We start from the raw sequence: 24510 nt of genomic DNA on the forward strand, positions 1-24510 counted from the left end.
CCCGGCAACGGGTTGGCTCGTTTAAATAACTGTTCCTAATACCGCTACATCGACCGGGTAGCGCACGCAGACACGCCGTGAGGACATGACACTCGATGTTTCCACCCACTGCGAACATTCACTGGATGTTCGGTTGGGTTGAAACACCTCGTCACAGCGTGCAAGCTCGCTCCCTGAGGGCTCCGCTGCGCCATCTGGCCGCCATGGATGGCGGAAATGCCGGAACGGCAGGAGCGTTTTCCTGCCCTGGCGCAGCGGGTCTGCTTAGCGATACCCGGTCGCTGTTTCGAGTGACCCACTATTCGGAACAGCGATTTAAGGCCGGGACACTCTCACCGGCTTGAACTGCTGGGTGGTGACGGCTGTTTTTCCCCCGGCAGCGCTGATAGGCAAGCACGGCCGCGGCCAGATCTTCGATGGCGGCGCCGACGGACTTGAACAGGGTGATGGCCCGTTCGGGGTCGGCCAGGGCGGCGCGCCCCCCGTGGGTGCCCCGACACAGCTCGGGCAGTTCGGCCAGCACATCGGCTGCGGTGAGCACACCCTGTTGCAGGGGCATGAGCAGCTCTCCGCTTTCACTCAGGGCACCGGCCCGGGTATCGACAAAAATATGGCTGCGGCGCAGCGCCTCATCATCCGCTTCGCGCATGGTGGGGGTGAAGCTGCCGACCAGATCAAGGTGGCATCCCGGGCTAAGCCATGCTCCGTTCAGGATGGGCGTGCTGGCCATGGTCGCACAGCTGATGATGTCCATCCGGGCGGCAATCTCGGGCAAGATTTCCTGGGTGGCGACCCGGATGTCAATCCCTTGCTCCCGGTACTCCATCGCCAGCTCCGCCGCCGCGGCCGGGTCCCGTGCCCAGACCCACACCTGGGTGATGGGGCGGACGGCCATATGGGCCTGGATCAGGCGGCGGGCCATGCGGCCGGCGCCCATGACCAGCAGCTTGCTGGCATCGGGCCTGGCCAGATGGCGGGCCGCCAGGGCGGACGCGGCGGCGGTGCGGCGTGCGGTCAGCTCGTTTCCTTCCAGCTGGGCCAGGGGTTGGCCGGTTTTGCCGCAGCTAAGCAGGTAATGGCTGCTGAGGCCCGGCAGGTTGAGTCTGCTGTTGCCGGGGAAGACGTTCACCTGCTTGACTCCCAGGTACTCATTTTCGATCCAGGCGGGCATCAGCAGCAGCGTCGCCTGCGACGCACCGGGCACATCGATGAAGTGATGATGGCGGACCGGAGAGTGAACGTCCTTGGTAAACATCGCGGCCAACTGCTCGATAAGGGCGTCCCATGGCAGGGCATCGATCACTTGTTGCGCGTTCAGTTGCATGATTCACCTCAAGTTTGCGGAGATGAGGCCATGCTAAACGGCTATGGCGGATAAAAATTGGCAGAGGCTATCAAGTGGTTGTCTCAGACTGCCAAAATCGGCGGAGTTGGCCAGGATAGGGCTAAATATGGTTAACCTGTGATTCACAAGCGGCGCGGCCAGGGTTAGTATGCGGCTGATTGCGTGATACCGGATGGAGAGGCTGCGCCCATGATTGTAACCCAGGCCCGAAAAAATGTGATTGCCACCCGCTCGGGGGAGCATCTCCATGCCTATCCGCAAATACTGATAGGCGTGGCTGGCGCTACCCGTTGCGAGTTCGATAACAGTGCCACCCGGGTGGTGCGCGGCAGCGTGCTGATGGTGCCCAACTCGGCGAAACACAGTTACGCCGGGCAGGGAGAAGACAGCGAACTGCTGGTCCTGGATCTGAATCTGGCGGATGAACTGGTGCGCTCGCTGGAAGCGGTGTGCAGCCTGTCGTTTCGAGATACCTTGTTCCGCTCACCCCAGTCGGTGGAACTGGCCGGGGAAATCCAGCCCTTGCTGGACTTTGCCCGCTACCAGCTGGCACTGGGCAGCAGCGTCATCTCCCAGCTTGTGAACCAGCAGTTGGTCACCCTGTTCCTGACCCTGATCAGCCAGCATTATGCAAGCAGCAGCCGGGACAAACTGCCGACATCGCTGCGCCTCGATGTGCTGGATCGGCTGATCGACAACTCGCTGGATGAGCCGCCGGCCAATCAGCTGTTGGCAGAGGCCCTGCACATCAGTGAAAGCCACCTGTACTACCTGTGCCGTAAGCAGTTCGGTTTGACACCGCAGCAATACGCCAGTGCCCGGCGCCTCAACCGGGCCCGATCCTGCCTGCAACAAACGAAAATGAGTGTGACCCAGGTGGCCCTGGAGCACGGTTTTTCCGATACGGCCGCCTTTTCGCGGGCCTACAAGCGTTATTTCGGCCATTCCCCCCGCCAGGCTCGAAGCGCTGGTTAGGCCGCCGCCGGGCGAGGTAAGAGGGCAACAGGAGAAAGCTACCCGGCTGGCGTTACCAATGGCTGGTAGTTGACCAGCCATTGGTACATCAAGCGCACCTCTTCGGTCAGCGGTTTACGATTGTTGACCGCCAGGTAATAGCCGCGTCCCGAACGCATGCTGACGTCATTCAACTGGACCAGAGAGCCGTTTTGTCGCCCTGGGTTCGGTGAGCCAAGACGATGGCGCGTCGTGCTCTGGGCCTGTGCCGCTTCGGGGCAAGGTGCGCACCGCGCCGTCATCATGCGGAGCGGGTGACCCGACAGGCATTGAGCAGCAGGGCCTCCAGCTGCTCCGCCGGCTGCGGATGGGCATAGAGGAAACCCTGCAGGAGATCCACCTCCAAATGCCGCAATATGCGCGCCTGCTCCGCCGTTTCTACACCTTCGGCGACCACCACCAAATCCAGCGCATGGCCCAGTCCGGTCACCGCGCGGACGATCGCCTGATCGACGTTACCCTCGCTGATGCCCATCACGAAGGAGCGATCGATTTTGAGGGTATCGACCGGAAAGTGCTTGAGGTAGGCCAGCGAGGAGTAACCGGTGCCAAAGTCATCAATCGCTATCTGAGCACCCAGCTCGCGCAACGCCTGCAGGGTCGAGGCGGCGGCTTCGGGATCGTTCATCACCGCGGTTTCCGTCACCTCGAAGCCAAATTCGATACGCGAGGGGTCGAAGGCGCAGGTGCTGAAAATACGCTTGACCGTATCGACCAGGTCGGACTGGAGCAGTTGCCGGGGGGAAAGGTTGACGGATATCCCCAGGGGCAAATGTGTATCGCGCAGGAAGCTCCAGGCCTGGGCCAGGCGGCAGGTTTCTTCGATGACCCAGGTGCCGATGGGCACAATCAGGCCCGTCTCCTCGGCGATGGGGATAAACTCCGCCGGTGAGAGCAGCCCCTTGACCGGGTGCTGCCAGCGCAACAGGGCTTCTACCGAGACCACCTCCCCGGTGGCCGCCGCCACTATGGGCTGGAAAAACAGACAGAATTCGCCATGATCGAGGGCCCGGTGCAGCTCATTCTCGATCTGCAGCCGGGTCGTGACCTGCATCTGCATCTGTTCATCAAAGAGCTGATAGTGGGAGTGCCCCCCGGTCTTGGCTTCATACATGGCGATATCGGCCGAACCGATCAGCTTTTCGGCATCCCAACCCGGCTCCGCCATGGCGATGCCGATGCTGGCGGCGACGAAGACACTATCCTCTTTCAGCTGGATAGGCGGAGCCAGCTCCGCCAGCAGGCGCTGGGCGATGGCGATCGCATCCGTATGGCTGGCGACATCGGGGCAAACGATCACGAATTCATCGCCGGCGAGGCGGGCGACGGTATCGGTCGGACGCATGACCTGCCGCAAACGTTGCGCCACCGTGATCAATACCTGATCGCCGGCATCGTGGCCGAAGCTATCGTTGATCCGCTTGAAATGGTCCAGATCAATAAATAACACGGCAATACCGTCATTGGACCCCGCCCGCCGGGACAAGCACTGTTGCAGCCGGTCCAGTACCAAAGCCCGGTTGGGGAGCCCGGTTAAGGCATCATGCAGGGCCCGGTGTTCGAGCGCCTGCTCGGCCTCCTTGCGGGCACTTATATCGTGGGCAAAGGCAAAGAAGCTCCAGTCGTTTTCCTCTTCCAGGGACCAGAGGGTGATTTCGAGGGGGAACTCCCGGCCGTCGCGGTGCAGGGCCGGCAGTTCGAGCCGTTGTCCCAGCGCCTGCGCCTTGCCATGGGTGAGGAAGCGTGCCAGTCCACGCTGATGGGCATCGCGGTATTGGTCCGGTACTATCGTCTCGGCAACGGTTTGCCCCAAGACCTCGGCCCGAGACCAGCCAAAGATGGTTTCGGCAGCCCTGTTCCAGGCGGTGATGGCGCCCCGGGCATCCATGCCGATAAAGGCGTCCCCCGCACTGTCGAGGATCTGACGGCTGCGCTGCTCGCTGGCCAGCAAGGCTTGCTGCGCGTTTTGCCGCTCGAAGACCCGTCCCAGCTGGACACCCACCTGTGCCATGACATCCAGCAGTTCAGGCGACAAGCGTTGAGGACGGGTGGTAAAAAACTCCAGCACCGCGGTGATGCTGTTTCCCGAACGGACGGGGAAGGCAAAGCCCGTGGCCAGGCCGGCCGCCATGGTCGCGTCCTGGCGGGGAAAATGAGCGTCTGCATGGGTATTTATGACCTCGAGAGGCTGGCCTTCCAACAAGACCGGCCCCGGTAGTCCAATCCCCGAGGTAAAGCACAGTGGTTCACTGGCCCGACGGAAAGCCTCGAAGCTGTCCGTCGGATAACGGTCATCCACATGCCAGATCCCGGTGGAAACCAGCTCACCGCCCGGCCGGTATTTCAGGGTGTGTCCCACGGGCCAGCCGGTGACCCGGCAAACGCTCTGCAATATTTTGCGCAATGCGGCATCCACGCCGATCGCCTCATTGGCCGCGACGGCGACTTCTTTCAGCAGGTGAAGATAGCGGGTGGTGGCATCATCGGAACTACAAGGCATCTTGACTCCTATCTGTTCGGCCGCGTTGAAACAGCCACTCATGTTCATTTGACCCCCTATTCGGCATCACGGCAGCCGAGGGGTAGGTCGGGGTATTCACCTGGGTGCGGGAAACTATAGCAGTATCAAGGAGTCGCACTGAAACATTATCGAAGCCCGAGAGCCGCTGCGTGTCGGCCATCAGGATTCTGCCTGGTAAGAAAAGGCAGTATGATAGCCGTTTTTGGCAACGATATTGTTCACCGCCTTCCCCGAGTGATAAAGGCCCGGCGCCGGGCTATCGGCGGGGAGATATTTTGACAGGAGAAACCCATCATGCGCGGCCTGCGTTCCCTGACCGCCCGATTGAGCCTGATGTTTGGGGTGATCATGATAGCTATCTGGAGCCTGGTCAGCCTGCTGCTGACCCATGCCCTGGATCATCACTTTGCCAGACAGGACGCCGATAATCTCCGGGGCAAGCTGCAACTGGCCAGGAGCTTGCTGTCGGGGTATACGGATACCGGCAGCCAGGACTGGGCGGCGCTCAACCGGGAGCTGGACAGGATGCTGTTGGGACACAGCGGCCACTATCTCCTGATCACCGATCCCCAGGGGCGGGTACTGGTGGACACCCACCCACCCGGAGCGTCACAACCGGGCAGCGGGCGCATGGTCGGGCTGTCGGAGGCGGACTTGGGCAGCATGGACTCCTGGCAAGAAGACAACAGGGGTTACCGCAGCATTACCGAACGTCAGCAGGTTGACAGCCGCCCGGGAGCCGGCTACCCGCCTTACTTTATGGTGCGTGCCGCCCTCGATACCAGTTATCACCAGCATTTTATCAGTGACATAAAGAAGGGGCTCTACTGGTTTACCGCCGGCATCGCCCTGATCTCGCTTTTCCTCGGTTGGTTCGCTTCCCGGGTGGGGTTGACGCCGTTACGGGAGCTGGCCTCGGTCTCGGAAAACGTGACCGCGAATAAACTCAGCCAGCGTCTTGCACTGGATCATGCCCCTGCCGAGTTGCATGCGTCGATACAGTCATTCAACGCCATGCTGGATCGACTGGAAACCTCGTTTCACCGGTTGTCCGAGTTTTCCTCGGATATTGCCCACGAGCTGCGTACCCCGGTGAACAGCCTGATGATGCAGACCCAGGTAGCCTTGTCCAAGGAACGCAGTGCCGACGATTACCGTGAAGTGCTCTATTCAAATCTGGAAGCGGCCGAACGGCTCGCGCGCATGATCAGCGAAATGCTGTTTCTGGCAAAATCCGAGCATGGCTTGCTGAGGGTACAGGGGGAAGAGCTTGAACTGGCAAAAGAGCTGGATGAATTGGTGGAATTTTTTGAGCCGCTGGCTTTTGAACAGCAACTGCACATCATCCGCCGGGGCAACGCCAGATTATTGGGTGACAGGGCCATGCTACAGCGGGCCTTCAGCAACCTGTTGTCCAATGCCATTCGTTACACCCCAACGGGAGCCAGCATAAGGATTGATATTGAGGAGGATAATGCCGGTGTCTCGGTCGGCGTCGCCAACCCGGGTACCCGGATCCCCCCCGCGGAGCTATCGCGGTTATTTGATCGTTTCTACCGGGCCGACTCCGCCAGACAGCAGGTGACGGAAGGAACGGGCCTGGGGCTGTCCATTACCCGCGCCATCGTCGAGGCCCATGGCGGCAGCTTATCGGTCCATTCGGATAACAGGGAAACCCGTTTCACCGCACGATTTCCCGGTGTTGGCAAGAATAAGGGTATGCAGTGATTTAAAGTGCTGTTATTGAGTAACTTATGCTGATAGCTCAACGGAGTTTCCCATCACTCCGTTGAGCCGGATGTATTACATGACTTGAATCTTACCTTGCATGCCGGCTTCCATATGGCCGGGTAGCAAACAGGCGAAGTCAACGGTGCCGGCCTGAGTGAACTGCCACACCAGGCCGCCTCGCTGTCCGGCGGCCAGGCTCAGCATGTTGGCTTCTGCGTGTTTCATCTCGGGCATGTTACGCATCATTTCCGCATGCTCCCGCAGCTCATCGGCAGAACCGATCACCAGTTCGTGAGACGCCTTGCCGGCGTTCTTGACGAAGAAGCGGACGGTTTCCCCGGCCTTGACATCAATCTGGTTGGGCGTGAAGCTCATGTCGTCATTCATGATGATCTCTATGGTGCGGCTGACGTCGGCTGCCTTGCCCGGTTGCCCGGCGGCGGAGCCATGCATACCCATGCCCATATCAGCCATGTTATGGCCCTTATGCATGTCGGCCATATTATGGCCACCCTGATGTTCTCCGGCCGCCAATGCCAGGCCAGGTAACAGGGCTAACAGTAGGGCAGGCAATGCTTTTTTCATTGTTTTCATGTTATTGGTCTCGTTAGTTGGTTAAAACGGGCGTGCGGCACACAGCCCGGTATTGTTAAAAACAGCGGTGGTTAAAACCAGAAACGCACCCCGGCAAGCCAGCGGGTCTCCTCGGTTTTATCGTCATCTTCGCGGGCAAAATCGGCGGTGTTACCGAAGGATTTGGCCCACTCCACCCCTACATAAGGCGCAAATTGCCGGGTAAGTTCATAGCGCAGGCGCAGTCCGGCGGCCAGGTCGGCCAGGCCCTTGCCGGTCATGCGTTCGGCATCGTCTTTACCGTACAGGTTCATTTCCATACGCGGTTGCAGTACCAGGCGCTGGGTGAGCAATAACTCGTACTCGGTCTCCAGGGCGAACGCCGTTTGCCCGTCCTCGCCGAGATAGGCGGTGGCATCGACCTCAAACCAATAGGGTGCCAAACCCTGGACACCGAATGCCAGCCAACCCTGATCCGGTCCGTGACCGGTGTCATAGCGAACCCCCAGTTGGGTATCCCATAAGGGTGCGATCGCATGGCCCCAGAGCAGTTCGGTGCTGGCCTCCGCCAGCTCGCCGTCGGCGATATCCCCTTCACCCTTAAGCACCAGGCGGTCATAATCCCGGCCGAACCAGGCCTGGCCGTCATAGGCCCACGAGTCCTCCTCGCTGGTGTAGACCCGCTCCAGTCGGTCGATCAGTAGGCCGCCCCGGTAGTGTTCATCCGCCAGGCGCAGCTGACGTGCTCCAGGAAGGACGTAAGGGCCTGATTCCAGAGTGAAACCGCCGGAGTAGGCATGAGGATCCCGGGCGTCGGCAGGGGCTGGGCCGCCTTGCATCTGCATGTCGCCATGATCCATGCCCTCCATCTGCGGCTGATCAGCCTGAGCCCAGGCGGGCATGATATTGAACGCTGTCAGTGCAACAGCAGCGGGTGTTAATCTGAATAGGCTCATTATTATTCGTTTCCTTTTGTTGCCGATCCCAACACTTAAGACACCACGACTTCACGGAACATGCCCGCATCCATATGGAACATCAGGTGGCAATGCCAGGCCCAGCGGCCGGGTGCGTCTGCCGTCACCAGGAAGCTGATGCGCTGTGCCGGTTGTACCGGTATGGTATGACGGCGCACCTGGAAGCTCCCATCCGGGTTCTCCAGTTCGCTCCACATGCCGTGCAAATGCATGGGGTGGGTCATCATGGTATCGTTGTGCAGTATGATCCTGATCCGCTCTCCATATTGGAAATGGATGGGCGTTGAACTGCCGAATTCCACCCCGTCCAGTGACCAGGTATAACGCTCCATGTTGCCGGTGAGGTGCAGCTCAATTTCGCGCTCGGCCGGACGGGGATCCATAGGGCCGCCCGGGGTACGCAAATCGGCCAGGGTCAGTACCCGTCGCCCGTTGTTACGTAAGCCCACGCCGGGATCGTCGAGATTGGTGCGGGGCGTGTCCACCCGCATGTCGACACTGGGCCCGTACTCGGTTTTCGCATGCTTCACCTGGCTGCTGGCTTTCGACAATCCTGCGGCCATGGAGCCGTGGTCCATACCGGCCATGGAGCCGTGGTCCATACCGGCCATGGAGCCATGGTTCATACCGGCCATGGAGCCATGGTCCATACCGGCCATGGAGCCGTGGTCCATGCCCCCCATATCGCCCATCATGTCGGTCATGGTCAGCCATTCCGGTTTATCCAGCTCCGGCACGGCGGCGGCAAGGCCGGCTCGGGTGGCCAGGGTGCCCCGGGCATAACCGGTCCTGTCCATGGCCTGGGCAAACAGGGTATAGGCATCACCTTTTGGCTCGACGATAACATCATAGGTTTCGCCGGGGCCGAAGCGGAATTCATCGACCGTCACCGGCTCGACGTTGAGGCCATCGGCCTGCACCACCGTCAATTTAAGACCGGGAATGCGCACATCGTAGAAGCTGTTGCCTGCCCCATTGATAAAACGCAAACGTACCCGTTCTCCGGGTTTGAATAAGGCGGTCCAGTTGCCGGCGGGGGTGGTGCCGTTCATCAGGTAGGTCAGGGTCTGCGCCGAGAGATCCGCCAGATCGGTGGGGCTCATACGCATCTCATTCCACATCTGGCGGTTGTTCATCGCCGTCCGTAATCCATCCCGAGAAGCATCGCGGAAAAAGTCGAAGACGGTAGGTTGGTTAAAGTTGTAGTAGTCACCCTGGCTTTTCAGCTTGCCGAATACCCGCATGGGGTTTTCGTCGGTCCAGTCGGAAAGCAGGACCACATGTTCCCGATCCGCCTGGATGGGATCCGCTGCTGCCGGTTCAATCACGATGGCGCCATACATGCCGGTCAGCTCCTGCATGCCGGAATGGGAGTGATACCAATAGGTGCCGCTTTGTTCCACCCTAAACTGGTAAGTGAAGGTTTCACCCGGCGCTATGCCGGGGAAGCTGATGCCCGGTACACCATCCATTTGGTAGGGCAGGATAATGCCGTGCCAATGAATGGAGGTATGCTCTTTGAGCCTGTTGGTTACCCGGATGGTGACCGTATCTCCTTCGCGCATGCGCAGGGTAGGGGCTGGAATGGAGCCATTTATGGTGGTGGCCATGCGTGTCTTCCCGGTGAAATTGACCGGGGATTCGGCGACCACAAGATCAAACTCGGTACCGCTGAGCACGGGGGCGTCACCGGTAAGGGTACCCTGGCTGCCGGCCCAGGCCGGTTTTAACAGGGGTGACATGCCCAATAACACCCCGCCGGCGGCAAGGCCCTGAACGAATCTACGACGCGGTAAATCCGGCATGTTAAGAGGATGCTTCATGTTGCTATGTCCCTTTCCTTATTGAAAATATTGCATTGATACTTAAGGCTATCCTACGGGCCGGTTACTTTCCGGCAGATGACCACTTCATTACAAATTTGTCATCTTGGTGTCGGCACACTGACACTAAAATTTCTGTTAGGCTCAGACTCATCTTGAATGATGGATAACAAGTACAAATGAAGCTTCTGATCATTGAGGACGAAATGAAGACCGGCGATTACCTGCAACGGGGCCTGAGCGAAGCCGGTTTTGTGGTCGATCTTGCACGCAGTGGTTTGGATGGACATCATCAGGCGATGGTCGAGCCCTATGATCTCATCATCCTGGATGTGATGCTGCCGGACGTCGACGGCTGGCGCATCGTCCAGTCGTTAAGAGACGAAGGAAAGCAGATGCCCTTGCTGTTTTTAACCGCCCGCGACAGCGTGGAAGACAGGGTCAAGGGCCTTGAGCTGGGTGCCGATGACTACCTGGTCAAGCCGTTTGCCTTCTCTGAATTGCTGGCCCGGGTGAGAACCTTGCTGCGCAGGGGCACCGGCGCCAGCCTGAGTGACCGTCTGCAGGTCGCCGACCTGACCCTGGAGCTGTCACGACGGCGTGTCGTCCGTGGCAGCGAGCGCATCAACCTCACCAATAAAGAATTTGCCTTGCTGGAGTTGCTGATCCGCAGACGGGGTGAAGTCTTGCCCCGTTCGCTGATCGCCTCGCTGGTATGGGATATGAATTTTGACAGCGATACCAATGTTATCGATGTCGCCATTCGTCGCCTGAGGGCGAAAATCGACGATGGCTTCGAACCCAAGTTGATTCAGACTGTACGCGGTATGGGCTATACCCTGGACGTGCCGGATAAAACCTAGACGGGCCGAGGGCATCCGCCCTCTGTTTGGTCCAAGCAATACCGGGTTGTCGATAAAAATGATTGGCGGCTTGTAATAACCGGGGGGCTTATCGCGTCTTATTAACCAGGGGTGTCCCCTGTGCCTTTCATGGATGGTTTTATCTTAAGGAGCATGATCATGCGTCGATGTCATTCCCAGCCCGCGATTAACTTCCGTATTACCCCTGTTGCCGCCCTGGTGTCGGCTTCTCTGCTGACCCTGGCGTTGTCGGGGCCTGTGCAGGCTGCCGAATCGGGTGTTAATGGCATCCCGCTGATTGCCATGAGCGAGAAGCCTTGTGCCGCCAACCCTTGTGCGGTTAAGAATCCCTGTGCCGCCAACCCTTGTGCGGTTAAGAATCCCTGTGCCGCCAACCCTTGTGCGGTTAAGAGTCCCTGTGCCGCCAACCCTTGTGCGGTTAAGAATCCCTGTGCGGCCAAACCGGCGGCAGTCAATCCCTGTGCCGCCAAGGCCGTGCAACGTCCGGCCAATTACCAGCCCTATCAGGGAGACAAGGCCGAGCTGGTGAGCTTGGGGCAGGCGTTGTTCAACGACACCAGCCTGAGCAGCAATGGCCTGTCTTGCAGCAGCTGTCACCAGGGCCAACAGATGTACCAGGCCAGCTTTGCCATGGCCTATCCCCATCCGGTGGCGATGGCTCAGGGTCAGTTTGGCCTGAGCCAGGTGCATCTGGATGAGATGATCCAGATTTGCATGGTCGCCCCCATGGCGGCTCAACCCCTGGCCTGGGATTCGAAAGAGTTGGCGGCCCTGGTGGCCTATGTAGAGACGGAGCAGGCCACCTTTAATCCCTGTGCCGCCAAGAGCCCGTGCGCGGCCAACCCCTGCGCCGCCAAGAACCCCTGCGCGGCCAACCCTTGCGCGGTGAAGAATCCGTGCGCGGCCAACCCCTGCGCCGCCAAGAGCCCGTGCGCGGCCAACCCCTGTGCCGCCAAGAACCCGTGCGCAGCCAACCCCTGCGCCGCCAAGAACCCCTGCGCGGCCAACCCCTGCGCCGCCAAGAGCCCGTGCGCGGCCAACCCCTGTGCCGCCAAGAACCCGTGCGCAGCCAACCCCTGCGCCGCCAAGTCGCAGTGAGGGGATAAAAGGCAGCCTGCAACTGACGAAGGGGAAACAGCAGGCATGCGACCAGTCGGCGGTGAATAGCCGGTTCCGCCGACTGATCGATCTGTGTTATCGAACGCCAGGTATTGAAGATGACGATTTCAAGGATGCCTATGACAGCAATCACACGCCAGCCTTTGCCCGAGCTGGTGCCGCCGGTGGCGGCTAGCCTGACGCCCGGGGACATTCGCCGGATGCGCGAGGCCGGCGCCCGGATCCGAGAATGCTACCGGGTGTTGAGCAAGGGCGGGGTCAATATCGTCGGTGACGTGCTCAAGGGGCAGGGGACCTTCTATGAAATGACCCACTATCCCCTGGATGATGTATTCGATAAAGACAGCCATAGCCAGTATTACTACCATGCCCATCGCGGCGGCGAAGTGGAGCATGGCCACTTCCATACCTTCCTGCGCGCGCCGGGCATTCCTGCGCGACTGAAGATGCTGGACTATCCCGGTGCGAGTGAACCCTGGCCCCGGGGAGAGCAGGCCATTGCCCATCTCGTCGCCATTTCCATGGACGGCTGGGGCTATCCTGTCGGCCTGTTCGCCTGCAATCGCTGGGTGACCGGTGAGAGCTGGTATCCGGCCGAGGCGGTGATTTCCCTGCTGGACAGCTTCGTCATCGATCATGCCAACCCGTCCTGGCCGGTGAATATCTGGCTGAGCAACATGCTGGTGTTGTTCCGGCCCCATATCGAGGCGTTGCTCCGGCACAGGGACGCGGTGATCGCCCACTGGCAGGCGCTCAATCCCGGGCGGGACGTGTTCGAAGACCGGCAGTTGGAGATCACCGGCCAGCTATTGATTTCGGTGGATGACTGGCTGGCCGAGCTGGAAGCACTATGAGACGGGCAGGGACGACCTGGCTACTGGCCCACGGTGGCCGCCTGGGATCCTGCGGCCCCACCATCATGGGGAGCCGCAGGCTCGGAAATGAAGGGACCCGTGGTTCAGCCGCCGGTCGCCGCTTTTACCGACGCGCGCTGCGCGACGCGGGTCAGGTAGGCATTCAGCCGGGGGTAGGGTGTGAGATCCGCGCCCAGCATGGGGCACCAGCCCAGCACGATATAGAGATAGGCATCGACGACGGTAAACTGGTCGCCCATCAGATACTGATGGGCGGCCAGGTGCTGGTCCAGATAGGCGGCCCGCTGGCCAAACTTTTCGAGCAGCGCCGGTTTTGCGACCTCCGCCAGCTTGGGGTTGAACAGCAGGCCCAGGGTCTTGTGCACCTCCGAGTTGACAAAACCCAGCCATTCCTGAAGGCGGTAACGGGCCAGGGTGCCGTTGGCCGGGGCCAGGCCGCTTTCCGGTTTTTGATCGGCGATGTATTGCAGTACCGCCACGTTTTCGGTCAGCACCTCGCCGTTGTCCAGCTCAAGGGCGGGCACATAGCCTTTGGGGTTGATATCGTTCAGATACCGGCCATCAGGCAGGCGCCGATCGCCCCCTAAATCCACCTTGACCAGGGCGAAATCCAGCCCGGTTTCGAGCAGGCAGATATGGGCGGCGGAAGAGCAGGAACCGGGAGCGCTGTAGAGTTTCATGGGACATTCTCCTTACCGATGAGGGGTCAATGTTGTCTGCTGCCGGCGGCGACAGGTATCGCTGCGACAGACTCCCGGTGTGGGGCACAGTTAAAAAAATATAGCCTAAGTCTGGGGGGCAGGGTCAAGGCAGGCATCAAGCACAGAAAATTCCTGCCGCCTGTAAGAAAAGCCTGCCCGGCTGCGTCTATTTTTATAACCCCGGCGTGGATAACGCCAGTCCATTTCATGACGATCCCGAGGATGCCCGATGACATTGTTAAAGACACTATTGTGCTCCGTCGCCCTGCTGGTTGGGGGCCTGGCGCTGGCGGCCGGAACCCAGCCTTTTTCGCAGCAGGCATTTGCGCAATTGCAGGCCGACAAGGCGGCGGTGCTGGTGGACGTCTACGCCGATTGGTGCCCCGTTTGCCAACGGCAGGAGGCGGTACTGGCGCCGATGCTGGCGGAGCCGGAATTTGCCCATGTCACCCTGCTCAAGCTGGATTTCGACCGGCAGAAGGAGGCACTCCGCGCCTTGGGCGTGAATCGCCAGAGTACGCTTATCCTGTTCGACGGTGGTGAGGAAGTCGCTCGGGTGCTGGGGGAGACCGACCCGGAACGGTTGCGGGCTTTCCTCGGGCAGCTCAGGTAAGGGCACACCATGGATATAGGGATTACCCTGCTGTCCTTCAGCCTGTTGGCCGGCCTGCTTACCACCCTATCGCCCTGTGTGTTGCCGCTTCTGCCGGTGGTGGCGGCCTCGGCCATGGCCAGGCAACGGCTTGGGTTGTTTGCCCTGGCGCTGGGCCTGGCGCTGTCCTTCACCCTGGTGGGGACAGCTATCGCCTCCTTCGGCCTGGCCTTGGGGCTGGAGGGCCAGGGGGTGCGCCTGGGGGCGGCCCTGTTGATGCTGCTGGCTGCATGCTGGCTGCTGAGCGGGCGGCTGCAGAACTGGTTCAGTACCCGTACCGCCCGTCTCGGTGAACGGGGGCAGGCCCTGCTCGGCGGTTTCCACCCCGATGGCAATCGCGGTCAGCTGCTGGTGGGGGCGTTGCTAGGCGTGGTGTGGACGCCCTGTGTCGGCCCTACCCTAGGGGCGGCGATCGTCCTGGCCGGCCAGGGCCACAGCCTGGGCGCCGTCACCCTGGTGATGCTGGTGTTCAGCCTGGGGGCCGTGGTGCCCCTTATCGGCATAGGCTTGCTGTCCCGCGCACAGTTTGTCAGAGGCCGGGAGCGTTTCCTCAGCCTGGGACGGGGCGGGCGCAAGGTCATGGGGGGCAGCCTGCTGGTGGTGGCCTTGCTGGTGCTCACCGGCCTGGACAAGCGGCTGGAGGGTTGGCTGTTGTCGTTAAGCCCGGCCTGGCTACTCGAACTCACCACCCGGTTTTAGGGGAGCCCGAGACTGTGCATTAATGTCGCTGACAGTGTGCATTTGGGAGCAAGACGCGCCCCGTGTTTAGACCGATTAAAACAACCAAGGAAAGATCATGACCAATATCCATATCCCCAGCCTGATCGGCATCTTATCCCTGATAGGACTGGCCAGCCTGCTGCTGTCGCCCCGGGTGCGTACCGTCGAGGGCTTCTTCGCCGGACGTGATGAACGGGGGGCGGCCCCCGGGGTGCTGACCCTGACCTTCTCCCAGGTGACCACCTGGATCTTCGCCCGCTCCCTGCTCAATGCCGCCATCCTCGGCTATTTCTTCGGTATGGCCGGGGCCCTGGCCTATGCCGCCTATTACGGCTCCTTCCTCTCCGGTTGGCTGATTGTCGACCGGCTGCGCTACCGCCATGGGGTCGGCAATATCCAGAGATTCCTGCAATCCCGTTTCGGGCGATTGGGAGCCGGCTGCTACAACCTGCTGATTTCCCTGCGGTTGTTGACCGAGGTTTTCGCCAACCTGTTGGTGGTGGGTATGGTGTTCGGGGTGGCCGATTCCCAGGCTTATACCTGGTCCATCCTGGCGGTGGCCGGCCTGACCCTGGCCTATTCCATGACCGGCGGCCTGCGCGCCTCGCTGCGTACCGACGTACTGCAGATGAGTCTGTTGCTGCTGCTGATCGCGGCCATCGTCGCCATCACCCTGATCCATCCCCTGTTCGATGCCAGCGCCCTGCTGGCCAGCAGCCCGCAACTCACCAGCCCGGGCTGGGTGCTGCTGGTGGTGGCCCTGCTGCAGGTACTGAGCTACCCCATGCACGACCCCGTGATGATGGACCGGGGCTTCCTGGCCGATCGGGACACCACCCGGCGCAGCTTTATCCATGCCTTCTGGCTGTCGGCCCTGCTGATCCTGGCCTTCGGCATGGTGGGGGTCTTCGCCGGCCTGCACGGCGGGGAAGACAAGGATCTGCTGCTGACCCTGGAGCGCCTGCTGGGTGCCCCGGCCATGTATTTGCTCGGCCTGGCGCTGGTGATTTCCGCTGCCTCGACCATGGATTCCACCCTGTCCAGTGCCTCCAAGCTGATGGTGGTGGACATGAAGCTGAGCCGGCCCTCGGCGGGCCATGGCCGGGTCGCCATGGCGCTGTTTGCCGCCGGCGGCCTGATCCTGGTGTTTGTGGGCAGCAAGGATCTGTTTGATGCGGTCGCGGTCAGCGGCACCGCCTCCCTGTTCCTCACTCCGGTGATCCTGTTCAATGTTCTGGCCGGTCGGGAGGTGGCACGCTGGAGCTTTATGGTCGCCTTCGCCGCCGCCATGGGCGGGGCCGTGCTCTACTTCCTGGAGAAGGCCAGGTATGTGGACTGGATAGGCCCGCTGACCGGGGTGGAGCACAGCTACAGCAAGCTGTTGGTGATCACCATCGGCATATTGCTGACAGGGATTGCCAGCTTTGCCCTGGGGCTCAAGCCCAGGGATGACCGCAAGGTGCAGTGCTGATGGCGACCGAGGGGCGCAGTTGCCCCCTGAGCTACCGCCTCGATCCCCGACAACTGGGCCGGGAGCCGGCTGTGGCGCGGGAGAGCGTCTATATCATCGGCGGCCTGTATGGCAACTGGGCGGCACTGCAGGCCATCGACACCCTGCAACGGCAGGAAGTGGCCGCCGGGCAGCCGGAGCCCGGGCTGGTGTTCAACGGGGATTTCAACTGGTTCAATGCCGATGACAGCAGTTTTCGGCGGATCAACGAATGGGTGCTGGCGCACTCGGCCATACAGGGCAATGTGGAAGCCGAGCTCGGCTCACCGTCGGCCGGGGCCGGTTGCGGTTGCGCCTACCCCGACTGGGTCGGGGGCGAGACGGTGACAAGATCCAACGCCATCATGGCCCGCCTGCAACGGACCGGTACCAATCATGACGATCTGCGGGCCCGCCTGGCGCAATTGCCCAGGCAACTGGCGCTGACGGTGGCTGGGCACAGGGTGCAGGTGCTGCACGGCGATCCCGAGTCCCTGGCCGGCTGGCAGCTGGCACTGGAGTCCATGCCGACCCCGGGCCGGATCAGCGACCGGCTGGTTGACTGGTTCGAACAGGCCGATGCGCGCATTTTTGCCTGCAGCCACACCTGCCTGCCCTATATGCAGGACTTCGATATCAATGGCGTACGCCATCTGGTGGTCAACAACGGCGCCGCCGGCATGCCCAACTTCAGGAGGGACCGGCGCGGATTGCTGACCCGGCTCAGTACCCGTCCGTCCCCCGTACCCAGCCTCTATGGCACCCGCCTGGGCACGCTTTATTGCGATGCCATCCCCATCGACTGGAGCGAGCAATGGGATATCTGGTTTGCTGGCCAGTGGCCACCGGGCTCACCGGCCTGGGAGTCGTACCGGGCGCGGTTTATGAGCGGCCCCGCGCACCGGTTGGAGGATGCCATCAGGCTGATGGGGTGAAGCCTGGAGGTGTAACAGGCCCCAAGCAGGAATAGTCACTGCCATGGCCCCTCATATTTTTGTAGGTCAGTTTTCTACCTGACAAATCGTTGTCAGAATAAATTCTGACCTACAGCAAACAATCGAGGCTGCAGGTTTCTATGGGCTCGAACTTGTTCGAGCCCACAACAGCTTCAGATCCACAAGATCTGCCAGGTCACCGGCTGAAGCGGCCGATAAACCCTCTGTCGATATGATCCTTCCAGAACCAGACCCACTTGCCTTCCATGCTGACGGGGCCCCAGGAGGCCACCGCGTGGCGGGGGCCGGTGGCCAGCAGGTAGAGGGAATGGCGGCGGGGGCGGTAGCAGGTGAGTGGTTCCCCTTCAAGGGCGGCCCTGAGGTTGCCTGCCAGCACAGGCCCGGCATGCACCGCATGCACCCCGGAGCGGGCCATGACCACATCCTGGCGGGCGCACACATCCCCGGCGGCAAACACCTGTGGGTGGGACAGGCTCTGATGATGCCCATTGATCGCTACATATCCCTGCTGGTTCAGGGCGAGATCGGTGCCGATCAGCCAGGGCGGGGCGCTGGCGCCGGCGGCGGCAATCACGCAGTCGGCAGCCAGCTGGTTGCCGTCGGCCAGCATCACGCCCTGTCCGCTGCCGGCCGCCCGCTGCTCATGCACCTCGATGCCGGCCTCGGCCAGCATCCGCCCGATGCGCTGTCGCGCACCCTCGGCATGGCCATTGAGGGGGCCTGAGTCCGAGGCCACCAGGATCACCCGGCCGTCGATTCGCTCTTGCACGAAGGCATGTTGTGCCGCCAGTGCCAGCTCGACCCCGGCCGCTCCGCCGCCGACCACCAGCAGCCGGTAGCCGGGAGTGCGGCGTGCCTGCGCCAGCCGTGTTGGCCATTGGTCAAAGAACCGGGTCAGCGGCTTGGCCGGCAGCAATTTGTCACCGGCTGCCTGCAGCCAGGACAGGTCTACCTCGCTGCCGGTGTCCAGCGACAGCAGCGTGTAGTCCAGGGTGCGGCCATCGGCCAGGGTCACCATGCGGTTATCCGCATCCAGGCCGATCACACGTTGGGTCTCCAGCCGGACTTGTGCCGCCCTGGCCAGTGGCCGCAGATCGATGCGGCACTGATCCCGGCTGTAGTGGCCGGAAATCCATCCGGGCAGCATGCCGGAATAGTACTGGTGCGGATCTGGCGTGACCAGCACCACCTCAACGCCGGCCAGCGGCCGTTTCGCCAGGGCGGCCAGCACATAGAGATGGGCGTGGCCGCCGCCGGCCAGGATCAGTCGCCTCATGAATTTATCCCGTGCTCAGGCAAGTGGTGTAGATCGCCGGGCTCATCGATATCGGGCAGGGGCTCGGCCCGGTGACAGCTCCAGCCCAGCTCGTCGAGGCGGGCCAGGGTGATGGAGCCTACCTGCGATGTGCTCCAGGGAATGTCGGTAAACAGGCGAGGGTGGAAGCGGGTCAGGCCGAGCAGCACATAGCCGCCGTCCAGGGCGGGGTGGATGACTGCGTCTTTTCGATGCAACTGGTCGGCGGTGGACCGTAGGCGGGCCGGGATCAGCGCCGGACAGTCGGTGCCAATCAGCAACACCCGGGGCGATTGGGCCAGCCCGCGCTTGGCGGCCCGGGCCATGCGTTCGCCCAGGTCGCCGTCGCCCTGGTCACTCAATATCAGTCCCGGTGGCAGGGGAATATCAGCCCAGGCCGGATCCCTCGGGTTTGGGCTCATGCACAGCTCCACCGGGCCCAGATCGGCAGTCAGGCCGCGCGCCAGGGTGGACAGCAGCATCTGCCTTGCCAGCCGGGCCGCGCCCTCGGCGCCCAGCGCCGGGATCAAACGGGTCTTGGCCTGGCCGGGCAGGGGCGCCTTGGCGAAGATGATAATGCGGGTCTGGCTCATCGGTAGGCCCTCGCCAGCTGCTCGGCCGGGGCGCCGCGCCAGTAGGCGAAGCGCAGCCGCCACATCAGCCAGATGGTGCGCCACAGGCCCCGGCTTTCCCAGCGCCGGCCGGAGGTGCTCACTTTCAGGCTCAGGCAGGCGGGGGCTGACAGGTGCTTGAGCCGTTTGCTGAGCTCTATGTCTTCCATCAGCGGTTGATCGGGAAAGCCGCCGATACGGCTAAAGGCCTCGCGGGTCACGAATATGGCCTGATCGCCTGTGGCGATGCCGGTCAGCCTCGAGCGCAGGTTCATCAGCCCGGCGACCACCCCGAACATGGGGTGGCGGCCGCTGATGCGCACATCGAAGCGACCCCACCTATGTTTGCCGTCGGCAAGGGCGGCTTGCAGCGCCTGCAGTCCCATTGGCGGCAATAGCGTATCCGCATGGAGAAACAGTAGCAGTTCGCCGGTGGCGGCGGCCGCCCCCGCGTTCATCTGCCGGGCCCGGCCCGGTGCGGTTTCCAGCACCCGGAACCCGGCTTGGCGGGCGATGGCCACCGAGTCGTCGCGGCTGCCGCCGTCGACCAGGATTACCTCGCAGTGACAGCCGCGCAGAGGCAGGCGGGCCAGCATCCCTGGCAGTGCCCGGGCTTCGTTGAGCATGGGGATGATGATCGACAGTGTCATCGCGATACCTCTTTCCGGGCATCGTCACCGGATTGCATCCTGTGTCCGGCCTGCTTCCCCCGGCGCCAGTCATGGTAACTGCCCACCCAGCTCAGCAGGCGCTCGGGCGCATGGGCCCGTTTCCATTCCCCGGCCGCGTACTTGTTGGCCTCAGACAGGGTCGGATAGATATGAATGGTGCCAAGTATTTTGTTCAGCCCCAGCCCCTGCTTCATCGCCAGCACATATTCGGCAATCAGGTCGCCGGCGTGTTCGCCCGCTATGGTAACCCCCAGAATTTTATCCTTGCCGGGTACCGTCAGCACCTTGATAAAGCCTTCATCGCTGCCGTCGGCGATGGCCCGGTCCAGATCGTCCAGGCCATAGCGGGTCACCTCATAGGCAATGCCCTTTTCCCTGGCTTCCTGCTCGTTGAGCCCCACCCTGGCCACTTCCGGCGCCACGAAGGTGGCCCAGGGGATCACGCTGTAGTCGACCCGGAATCGTTTGAGGTTGCCGAACAGGGCATTGACGGTGGCGTACCAGGCCATATGGGCGGCGGTATGGGTAAACTGGTAGGGGCCGGCCACATCCCCGGCGGCATAGATGTTGGGGTAGAGGGTTTCCAGATAATCGTTGGTCTGCACCGTGCGGTTGGTCTGTATGCCCAGCTGCTCCAGGCCGTAGCCCTGCAGGCGGGCGCCACGGCCCAGGGCCAGCAGCAGATCGTCGAATTCGATCTCCACCTCATGGCCCTGATGCTCGGCAACCATCAGCTTGCGCCCGTCCCGGCGCTCGAAGCGCAGCGCGGTGTGGCCGGTGAGCACTCGCACCCCGTCGTGGGTGAGCGCGCTTTCTACCAGCCGGCTGACGTCGCTGTCTTCCCGGGCCATCAGCCGGTCGGCGAGCTCGACCTGGGTCACCTCGGAGCCCAGGCGGGCAAAACTCTGGGCCAGCTCGCAGCCGATGGGGCCGCCACCCAGTACCAGCAGCCGACGCGGGGGCTGCTCCCGCTTGGCAAACTCGTCCCACAGGGTATCGCTGGTGAGGTAACCCACCCGCTCCAGGCCTGGCAGCTCGGGCACCAGGGGGCGGGCGCCGGCGGCGATAATGATGCTGCGGGCGGTCAGCCGCCGGATGCTGCCATCGTTGAGCGCGATTTCTACCGTCCAGGGGTCAACCAGCCTGCCGTAGCCGGTCAGTACCTCGACCCCCAGTTTGGTGTAGCGCTCTATGCTGTCGTGGGGTTCAATCTTGCGGATCACCTCGTGTATCCGGGCCATCACCGCCTTGAAGCTGAAGGCGGGCGCGCCGGCCTCCAGGCCATAATGGTCGGCGTGTTTGATCTGGTGGGCCAGTTTGGCGCTGCGGATCAGCGCCTTGCTCGGCACGCAGCCGGTGTTGAGGCAGTCACCACCCATCTTGTGGGCCTCGACCAGGGTCACCTTGGCCTTGACCGCGGCGGCGATGTAAGCACTGACCAGGCCGGCGGCGCCGGCGCCGATCACGATCAGGTTGCGATCAAAGTGGCGGGGGCGGGTCCAGCTGCGATAGACCCGGCGGCGCTGGAACACCCGCACCAGGGCGCGGGCGATAAAGGGAAAGATGCCGAGCAGGGCAAACGACAGCAGCAGGCCGGGAGACAGAATGCCACCCAGGCTGTCGATGGCCGCCAGCTGGGTGCCGGCATTGACGTAGACCAGGGTGCCGGCCACCATGCCCAGCTGGCTGACCCAGTAGAAGGTGGTGGCCCTGATCGGCGTCAGCGCCATCAGGATATTGATCAGGAAGAAGGGGAACACCGGCACCAGCCGCAGGCTGAACAGGTAGAAGGCACCGTCCCGGGCCACCCCCGCATTGATGGCTTTGAGCTTGTCGCCGAACCGGCGCTGCACCGCATCCTGCAGCAGGAAGCGGGACACCAGAAAGGCCAGGGTGGCGCCGATGGTGGAGGCAAACGACACCAGCACAAAGCCCTGCCACAGGCCGAACAGGGCGCCGGCGGCCAGGGTCATGATGGCCGCTCCCGGCAACGACAGGGCGGTGACCAGCACATAGAACACAAAGAAGGCACCGGCCAGCAGCCAGGGGTTGTCCGCCTTGAAGCCGGCGATATCGGCCTGGTGCTGCTTGAGCGCCTCCAGGGTCAGCTGGTTGTCCAGATCGAACAGGAAAAAGGCGGCCACCAGGGCGGCCAGAGCCAGGATGAGGAGGAGTCTGCTCATGATGATTCCTTAAGGGTGAGTCCGGCCATACTTATTGTTTGTCTTCGTTCAGGGCGCCGCCGCAGCTGCTGCCCTGGCCGGCGGTACAGCCGTAGCAGTGATCGGCAATGCGGATGGGCTGGCCTTCCAGCTCACGGCTGAGCAGATCCCGCAGGTGCGGCCATTCGCCACCGGGCAGGTGTAGGCCGAGTTGCTGGTTGAAATCGCAGTCGTAGAGGTAGCCCTGCCAGTCGACGCTCACCGTGGTGCGGCACATCAGGTTGTTCAGGTTGGCGGCGGCATGGTTGTCCTTGAGCAGGCGCATATAGTCGTGAAACTGCCGCTTGGTGATCAGGTAGTCGCCGAAGCGCTTGATCGGCATGTTGGTCAGCGCGAACAGCTGGTTGAATACAATGCCGAAATGGTCGAACAGCTGCTGTTTGTAGGCGGCCTCCAGGGCCTCCTGGGGCGGCGGCAGGCTGGGCCCCAGGGGGTTGTAGACCAGGTTCAGGGTCAGCCCGGAGCCGGGCTGGCCATAACCCAGCCGGTTCAGTACCTGCAGCGCCTCTATGCTTTTGTCGAAGGTGCCCTTGCCGCGTTGCTTGTCGACATTTTCCAGGGAGTAGCAGGGCAGGGAGGCCACGATCTCGACCTGATGCTCGGCGAGAAAGGCCGCCAGGTCTTCATATCCCGGCTCAAATAAAATGGTCAGGTTGCAGCGGTCGATCACCTTGACGCCCAGCGCCCGGGCAGCGCGGACCAAGTCGCGGAAGCCCTGGTGCATCTCGGGCGCGCCGCCGGTGAGATCCAGGGTGTTCAGGCCTCGGGCCTGCAACACCCGGGGGATCAGCGCCAGGGTGTCGGCGTCCATCATCTCGGTGCGGTGGGGGCCGGCGGCCACATGGCAATGTACGCATTTCATGTTACAGAGATAGCCCAGGTTGACCTGCAATATATCCAGGTTACGCCGGCGGATCGGCGGGAAGTCGGTGAGGTCGAGTAGCGGCAGTGTGTCTCTCATGGGATATCCATTATTGTCGGAGTCTTGAGTATATAGTCCGCGCCGGTGGGGAATTTATTACAGCGTTTATGGTTTTATTCAGAGGAATAGAGGGATTGGGGGGTGTTTGGGAGTAGGGAAGGGGATCTTGTAGGAGCGGCGGCCCCGCCGCGATGTTTGCCAATCCTCAATCCTCAATCCCCAGCGCCGTTTCATTTCCGGTCCTTGTCCGGCTTGTCTCCGGCCGGCGGTTGCTGCCGGGCAAAGGTGCGCGCCATCCGGCGCAGGGCCGGCAGCTGTTTTTCGAAGTTGCTGCAGGCCGAGCACATCAGGGTATGCACCTTGAGGGCCAGTTTTTCGTTTAATGTCAGCGGCCTGTCCTGGGCCTCGGACATCAACCGGGTTGCTTTATGACAGTTCAACATCGGCAGTCTCCATCCAGATACCATTTGTTTTCCAAGCATTCCCGCAGGCGCAGCCGGGCCCGATACAGCAGCACGTTTAGGTTGCTGACGCCGATCTCCAGCTCGGCGCAGATATCGCGGCTTTCCAGGCCGACGAACTCGCGCATCATGAATACCCGGCCTTGATTGGGGGGCAGGTCATCGAGGCAGGCCTCGAAGATGCGCCAAAACTGGCTGTCTTCGGCGCTGCCTTCGGGCGATGACCAGGCCACCGGCCGTTCGTCCCGTTGCCACATGCCCCTCTGGTTGAACAGGGCTTCCTCCAGTCCGTCATCCTCCGTCCGGGTCAGGCTGCTGATGTTCACCAGGCGCTGGTTCTTGCGCAGCAGATCGGCAATCTTGTTTTTCAAAATGGCAAATACCCAGGTCTTATAGGCGGCCCGGCCGGCAAAGGCCTGGGCATGCCTGAAGGCCCCCAGCAGTGCTTCCTGCACCGCATCTTCCGCCAGGTGGCTGTCCCTCAGCTGCAGGGTGGCGAATTTGAGCATCTGCAAGCGCAGTTCGTCAGACATCAAGGCGTCATGGGCAGGGCCGGTAGGGTGAGTGTCTTTCGGCACGGAGTCCTGGGTCATTGCTGACTATCCTGAGCGGTAATGAATATCTGGCCATACTGTATCTTGATAGCCAGGCAGACACCAGACTCAGCAGAAACCAAGGCAGTGGCTCCCGGACCGATAGACAGCCCTGTATTTTGTTTTCATGATCCTTTGGTCGTGGCGGGGAGGCATTTATTACAGAGAGTGGCAACTTTTTACGTTGTTACCGGGTAGGTTGCCATCCTTTATAAATGCAAAAATGATGAATATATAATCATTTATGAATTCCGCCCGCCCGCTTTCCCATGGTGCTGGCAACGGGCGGTTTCGGCAGTATCCGGGCCGAATCCGGCAGCGTTTCATCGACGCCGTCAGCCCGCTTTAGCCGCGGC

The 24510-nt window shown here is 61.8% G+C and carries 22 protein-coding genes; 9 read left to right on the plus strand and 13 right to left on the minus strand.

The window, feature by feature from the left end; genetic code table 11:
- Nucleotides 1-298 precede the first annotated feature (298 nt).
- Nucleotides 299-1324, minus strand: a complete 1026-nt coding sequence (lhpI, locus tag ABD806_RS02485) for a bifunctional Delta(1)-pyrroline-2-carboxylate/Delta(1)-piperideine-2-carboxylate reductase (RefSeq protein WP_344954363.1) — start codon at nt 1322-1324, stop codon at nt 299-301.
- A gap of 210 nt (nt 1325-1534) precedes the next feature.
- Between lhpI and ABD806_RS02490 the strand changes: the two genes are divergently transcribed.
- Nucleotides 1535-2320 (plus strand): helix-turn-helix transcriptional regulator, encoded by a 786-nt coding sequence (locus tag ABD806_RS02490; RefSeq protein WP_344954365.1) that lies wholly within the window; start codon nt 1535-1537, stop codon nt 2318-2320.
- Between the two features lie 280 nt (nt 2321-2600).
- On the opposite strand, the gene ABD806_RS02495 is transcribed toward ABD806_RS02490, so the two are convergent.
- Nucleotides 2601-4859, minus strand: coding sequence for a putative bifunctional diguanylate cyclase/phosphodiesterase (locus tag ABD806_RS02495; RefSeq protein WP_344954367.1), 2259 nt, complete (start codon nt 4857-4859; stop codon nt 2601-2603).
- 315 nt (nt 4860-5174) lie between these two features.
- On the opposite strand from ABD806_RS02495, the gene ABD806_RS02500 reads away from it, so the two are divergent.
- Nucleotides 5175-6608: a heavy metal sensor histidine kinase gene (locus ABD806_RS02500; RefSeq protein WP_344954369.1), complete on the plus strand. Its 1434-nt coding sequence runs from the start codon at nt 5175-5177 to the stop codon at nt 6606-6608.
- 75 nt (nt 6609-6683) lie between these two features.
- On the opposite strand, the gene ABD806_RS02505 is transcribed toward ABD806_RS02500, so the two are convergent.
- The 3 genes from ABD806_RS02505 to ABD806_RS02515 all read right to left on the minus strand — a co-directional run bounded on the left by ABD806_RS02505 (nt 6684) and on the right by ABD806_RS02515 (nt 9984).
- Nucleotides 6684-7205 (minus strand): cupredoxin domain-containing protein, encoded by a 522-nt coding sequence (locus ABD806_RS02505; protein ID WP_344954371.1) that lies wholly within the window; start codon nt 7203-7205, stop codon nt 6684-6686.
- A gap of 71 nt (nt 7206-7276) precedes the next feature.
- Complete coding sequence (locus ABD806_RS02510) at nt 7277-8140, minus strand: copper resistance protein B (RefSeq protein WP_344954373.1); 864 nt, start codon at nt 8138-8140, stop codon at nt 7277-7279.
- Between the two features lie 35 nt (nt 8141-8175).
- Nucleotides 8176-9984, minus strand: coding sequence for a copper resistance system multicopper oxidase (locus ABD806_RS02515; RefSeq protein ID WP_344954375.1), 1809 nt, complete (start codon nt 9982-9984; stop codon nt 8176-8178).
- A gap of 179 nt (nt 9985-10163) precedes the next feature.
- Here ABD806_RS02515 and ABD806_RS02520 point away from each other — a divergent pair, with 179 nt between their 5' ends.
- The 3 genes from ABD806_RS02520 to ABD806_RS02530 all read left to right on the plus strand — a co-directional run bounded on the left by ABD806_RS02520 (nt 10164) and on the right by ABD806_RS02530 (nt 12841).
- Nucleotides 10164-10847, plus strand: coding sequence for a heavy metal response regulator transcription factor (locus tag ABD806_RS02520; RefSeq protein ID WP_344954377.1), 684 nt, complete (start codon nt 10164-10166; stop codon nt 10845-10847).
- Between the two features lie 159 nt (nt 10848-11006).
- Nucleotides 11007-11966 carry a c-type cytochrome gene (locus tag ABD806_RS02525; protein ID WP_344954379.1) on the plus strand — a complete coding sequence of 320 codons (960 nt, stop codon included), beginning with the start codon at nt 11007-11009 and terminating at the stop codon, nt 11964-11966.
- A gap of 140 nt (nt 11967-12106) precedes the next feature.
- Nucleotides 12107-12841: a DUF6969 family protein gene (locus tag ABD806_RS02530; protein WP_344954381.1), complete on the plus strand. Its 735-nt coding sequence runs from the start codon at nt 12107-12109 to the stop codon at nt 12839-12841.
- A gap of 104 nt (nt 12842-12945) precedes the next feature.
- Here the strand turns inward: ABD806_RS02530 and gstA are convergent, their stop codons facing one another.
- Nucleotides 12946-13542, minus strand: a complete 597-nt coding sequence (gene gstA / locus ABD806_RS02535) for a glutathione transferase GstA (RefSeq protein ID WP_344954383.1) — start codon at nt 13540-13542, stop codon at nt 12946-12948.
- A 250-nt stretch (nt 13543-13792) separates the two neighbouring features.
- On the opposite strand from gstA, the gene ABD806_RS02540 reads away from it, so the two are divergent.
- From ABD806_RS02540 to ABD806_RS02555, 4 genes are all read left to right on the plus strand, one after another.
- Nucleotides 13793-14176 (plus strand): thioredoxin family protein, encoded by a 384-nt coding sequence (locus ABD806_RS02540; RefSeq protein ID WP_344954385.1) that lies wholly within the window; start codon nt 13793-13795, stop codon nt 14174-14176.
- Nucleotides 14177-14185: 9 nt separating this feature from the next.
- The gene (locus tag ABD806_RS02545) at nt 14186-14914 is read left to right on the plus strand and encodes a cytochrome c biogenesis CcdA family protein (RefSeq protein WP_344954387.1); all 729 of its coding nucleotides are present in this window, start codon (nt 14186-14188) and stop codon (nt 14912-14914) included.
- Between the two features lie 97 nt (nt 14915-15011).
- Nucleotides 15012-16406: a hypothetical protein gene (locus tag ABD806_RS02550; RefSeq protein WP_344954389.1), complete on the plus strand. Its 1395-nt coding sequence runs from the start codon at nt 15012-15014 to the stop codon at nt 16404-16406.
- Nucleotides 16406-17359, plus strand: a complete 954-nt coding sequence (locus tag ABD806_RS02555; protein ID WP_344954391.1) for a metallophosphoesterase family protein — start codon at nt 16406-16408, stop codon at nt 17357-17359. The genes ABD806_RS02550 and ABD806_RS02555 overlap by 1 nt, the downstream gene beginning before the upstream one ends.
- Before the next feature lie 196 nt (nt 17360-17555).
- On the opposite strand, the gene ABD806_RS02560 is transcribed toward ABD806_RS02555, so the two are convergent.
- From ABD806_RS02560 to ABD806_RS02590, 7 genes are all read right to left on the minus strand, one after another.
- Nucleotides 17556-18656, minus strand: a complete 1101-nt coding sequence (locus tag ABD806_RS02560; RefSeq protein WP_344954393.1) for an FAD-dependent oxidoreductase — start codon at nt 18654-18656, stop codon at nt 17556-17558.
- Entirely contained in the window at nt 18653-19267 is a 615-nt protein-coding gene (locus ABD806_RS02565; protein ID WP_344954395.1) for a TIGR04282 family arsenosugar biosynthesis glycosyltransferase, read from the minus strand. Before ABD806_RS02565 ends, ABD806_RS02560 begins: the two co-directional genes overlap by 4 nt.
- Complete coding sequence (locus tag ABD806_RS02570) at nt 19264-19935, minus strand: TIGR04283 family arsenosugar biosynthesis glycosyltransferase (RefSeq protein WP_344954397.1); 672 nt, start codon at nt 19933-19935, stop codon at nt 19264-19266. The genes ABD806_RS02565 and ABD806_RS02570 overlap by 4 nt, the downstream gene beginning before the upstream one ends.
- On the minus strand, nt 19932-22139 hold the full coding sequence (locus ABD806_RS02575) for an FAD-dependent oxidoreductase (protein ID WP_425583061.1): 2208 nt from the start codon (nt 22137-22139) through the stop codon (nt 19932-19934). Before ABD806_RS02575 ends, ABD806_RS02570 begins: the two co-directional genes overlap by 4 nt.
- Before the next feature lie 31 nt (nt 22140-22170).
- A complete protein-coding gene (arsS, locus tag ABD806_RS02580; protein ID WP_344954399.1) occupies nt 22171-23139 on the minus strand; it encodes an arsenosugar biosynthesis radical SAM (seleno)protein ArsS in 969 nt (322 codons plus the stop codon).
- Nucleotides 23140-23330: 191 nt separating this feature from the next.
- Nucleotides 23331-23543, minus strand: coding sequence for an anti-sigma factor family protein (locus ABD806_RS02585; RefSeq protein ID WP_344954401.1), 213 nt, complete (start codon nt 23541-23543; stop codon nt 23331-23333).
- On the minus strand, nt 23537-24154 hold the full coding sequence (locus ABD806_RS02590) for an RNA polymerase factor sigma-70 (RefSeq protein ID WP_344954403.1): 618 nt from the start codon (nt 24152-24154) through the stop codon (nt 23537-23539). Before ABD806_RS02590 ends, ABD806_RS02585 begins: the two co-directional genes overlap by 7 nt.
- Nucleotides 24155-24510 lie beyond the last annotated feature (356 nt).

It is taken from the genome of Zobellella aerophila (assembly GCF_039539325.1).
Lineage (GTDB): Bacteria > Pseudomonadota > Gammaproteobacteria > Enterobacterales > Aeromonadaceae > Oceanimonas > Oceanimonas aerophila.

Excerpts from the sequence above, each read along its gene's own strand:
- ABD806_RS02545 (WP_344954387.1), top strand. The coding sequence starts at position 14,186 with ATGGATATAGGGATTACCCTGCTGTCCTTCAGCCTGTTGGCCGGCCTG.
- ABD806_RS02590 (WP_344954403.1), bottom strand. The coding sequence starts at position 24,154 with ATGACCCAGGACTCCGTGCCGAAAGACACTCACCCTACCGGCCCTGCC.
- ABD806_RS02540 (WP_344954385.1), top strand. The coding sequence starts at position 13,793 with ATGACATTGTTAAAGACACTATTGTGCTCCGTCGCCCTGCTGGTTGGG.
- ABD806_RS02585 (WP_344954401.1), bottom strand. The coding sequence starts at position 23,543 with ATGTTGAACTGTCATAAAGCAACCCGGTTGATGTCCGAGGCCCAGGAC.
- ABD806_RS02525 (WP_344954379.1), top strand. The coding sequence starts at position 11,007 with ATGCGTCGATGTCATTCCCAGCCCGCGATTAACTTCCGTATTACCCCT.
- ABD806_RS02565 (WP_344954395.1), bottom strand. The coding sequence starts at position 19,267 with ATGAGCCAGACCCGCATTATCATCTTCGCCAAGGCGCCCCTGCCCGGC.
- ABD806_RS02490 (WP_344954365.1), top strand. The coding sequence starts at position 1,535 with ATGATTGTAACCCAGGCCCGAAAAAATGTGATTGCCACCCGCTCGGGG.
- ABD806_RS02550 (WP_344954389.1), top strand. The coding sequence starts at position 15,012 with ATGACCAATATCCATATCCCCAGCCTGATCGGCATCTTATCCCTGATA.
- ABD806_RS02560 (WP_344954393.1), bottom strand. The coding sequence starts at position 18,656 with ATGAGGCGACTGATCCTGGCCGGCGGCGGCCACGCCCATCTCTATGTG.
- ABD806_RS02520 (WP_344954377.1), top strand. The coding sequence starts at position 10,164 with ATGAAGCTTCTGATCATTGAGGACGAAATGAAGACCGGCGATTACCTG.
- ABD806_RS02510 (WP_344954373.1), bottom strand. The coding sequence starts at position 8,140 with ATGAGCCTATTCAGATTAACACCCGCTGCTGTTGCACTGACAGCGTTC.
- ABD806_RS02575 (WP_425583061.1), bottom strand. The coding sequence starts at position 22,139 with ATGAGCAGACTCCTCCTCATCCTGGCTCTGGCCGCCCTGGTGGCCGCC.
- ABD806_RS02515 (WP_344954375.1), bottom strand. The coding sequence starts at position 9,984 with ATGAAGCATCCTCTTAACATGCCGGATTTACCGCGTCGTAGATTCGTT.
- ABD806_RS02530 (WP_344954381.1), top strand. The coding sequence starts at position 12,107 with ATGACAGCAATCACACGCCAGCCTTTGCCCGAGCTGGTGCCGCCGGTG.
- ABD806_RS02500 (WP_344954369.1), top strand. The coding sequence starts at position 5,175 with ATGCGCGGCCTGCGTTCCCTGACCGCCCGATTGAGCCTGATGTTTGGG.
- ABD806_RS02505 (WP_344954371.1), bottom strand. The coding sequence starts at position 7,205 with ATGAAAACAATGAAAAAAGCATTGCCTGCCCTACTGTTAGCCCTGTTA.
- arsS (WP_344954399.1), bottom strand. The coding sequence starts at position 23,139 with ATGAGAGACACACTGCCGCTACTCGACCTCACCGACTTCCCGCCGATC.
- ABD806_RS02555 (WP_344954391.1), top strand. The coding sequence starts at position 16,406 with ATGGCGACCGAGGGGCGCAGTTGCCCCCTGAGCTACCGCCTCGATCCC.
- gstA (WP_344954383.1), bottom strand. The coding sequence starts at position 13,542 with ATGAAACTCTACAGCGCTCCCGGTTCCTGCTCTTCCGCCGCCCATATC.
- lhpI (WP_344954363.1), bottom strand. The coding sequence starts at position 1,324 with ATGCAACTGAACGCGCAACAAGTGATCGATGCCCTGCCATGGGACGCC.
- ABD806_RS02570 (WP_344954397.1), bottom strand. The coding sequence starts at position 19,935 with ATGACACTGTCGATCATCATCCCCATGCTCAACGAAGCCCGGGCACTG.
- ABD806_RS02495 (WP_344954367.1), bottom strand. The coding sequence starts at position 4,859 with ATGCCTTGTAGTTCCGATGATGCCACCACCCGCTATCTTCACCTGCTG.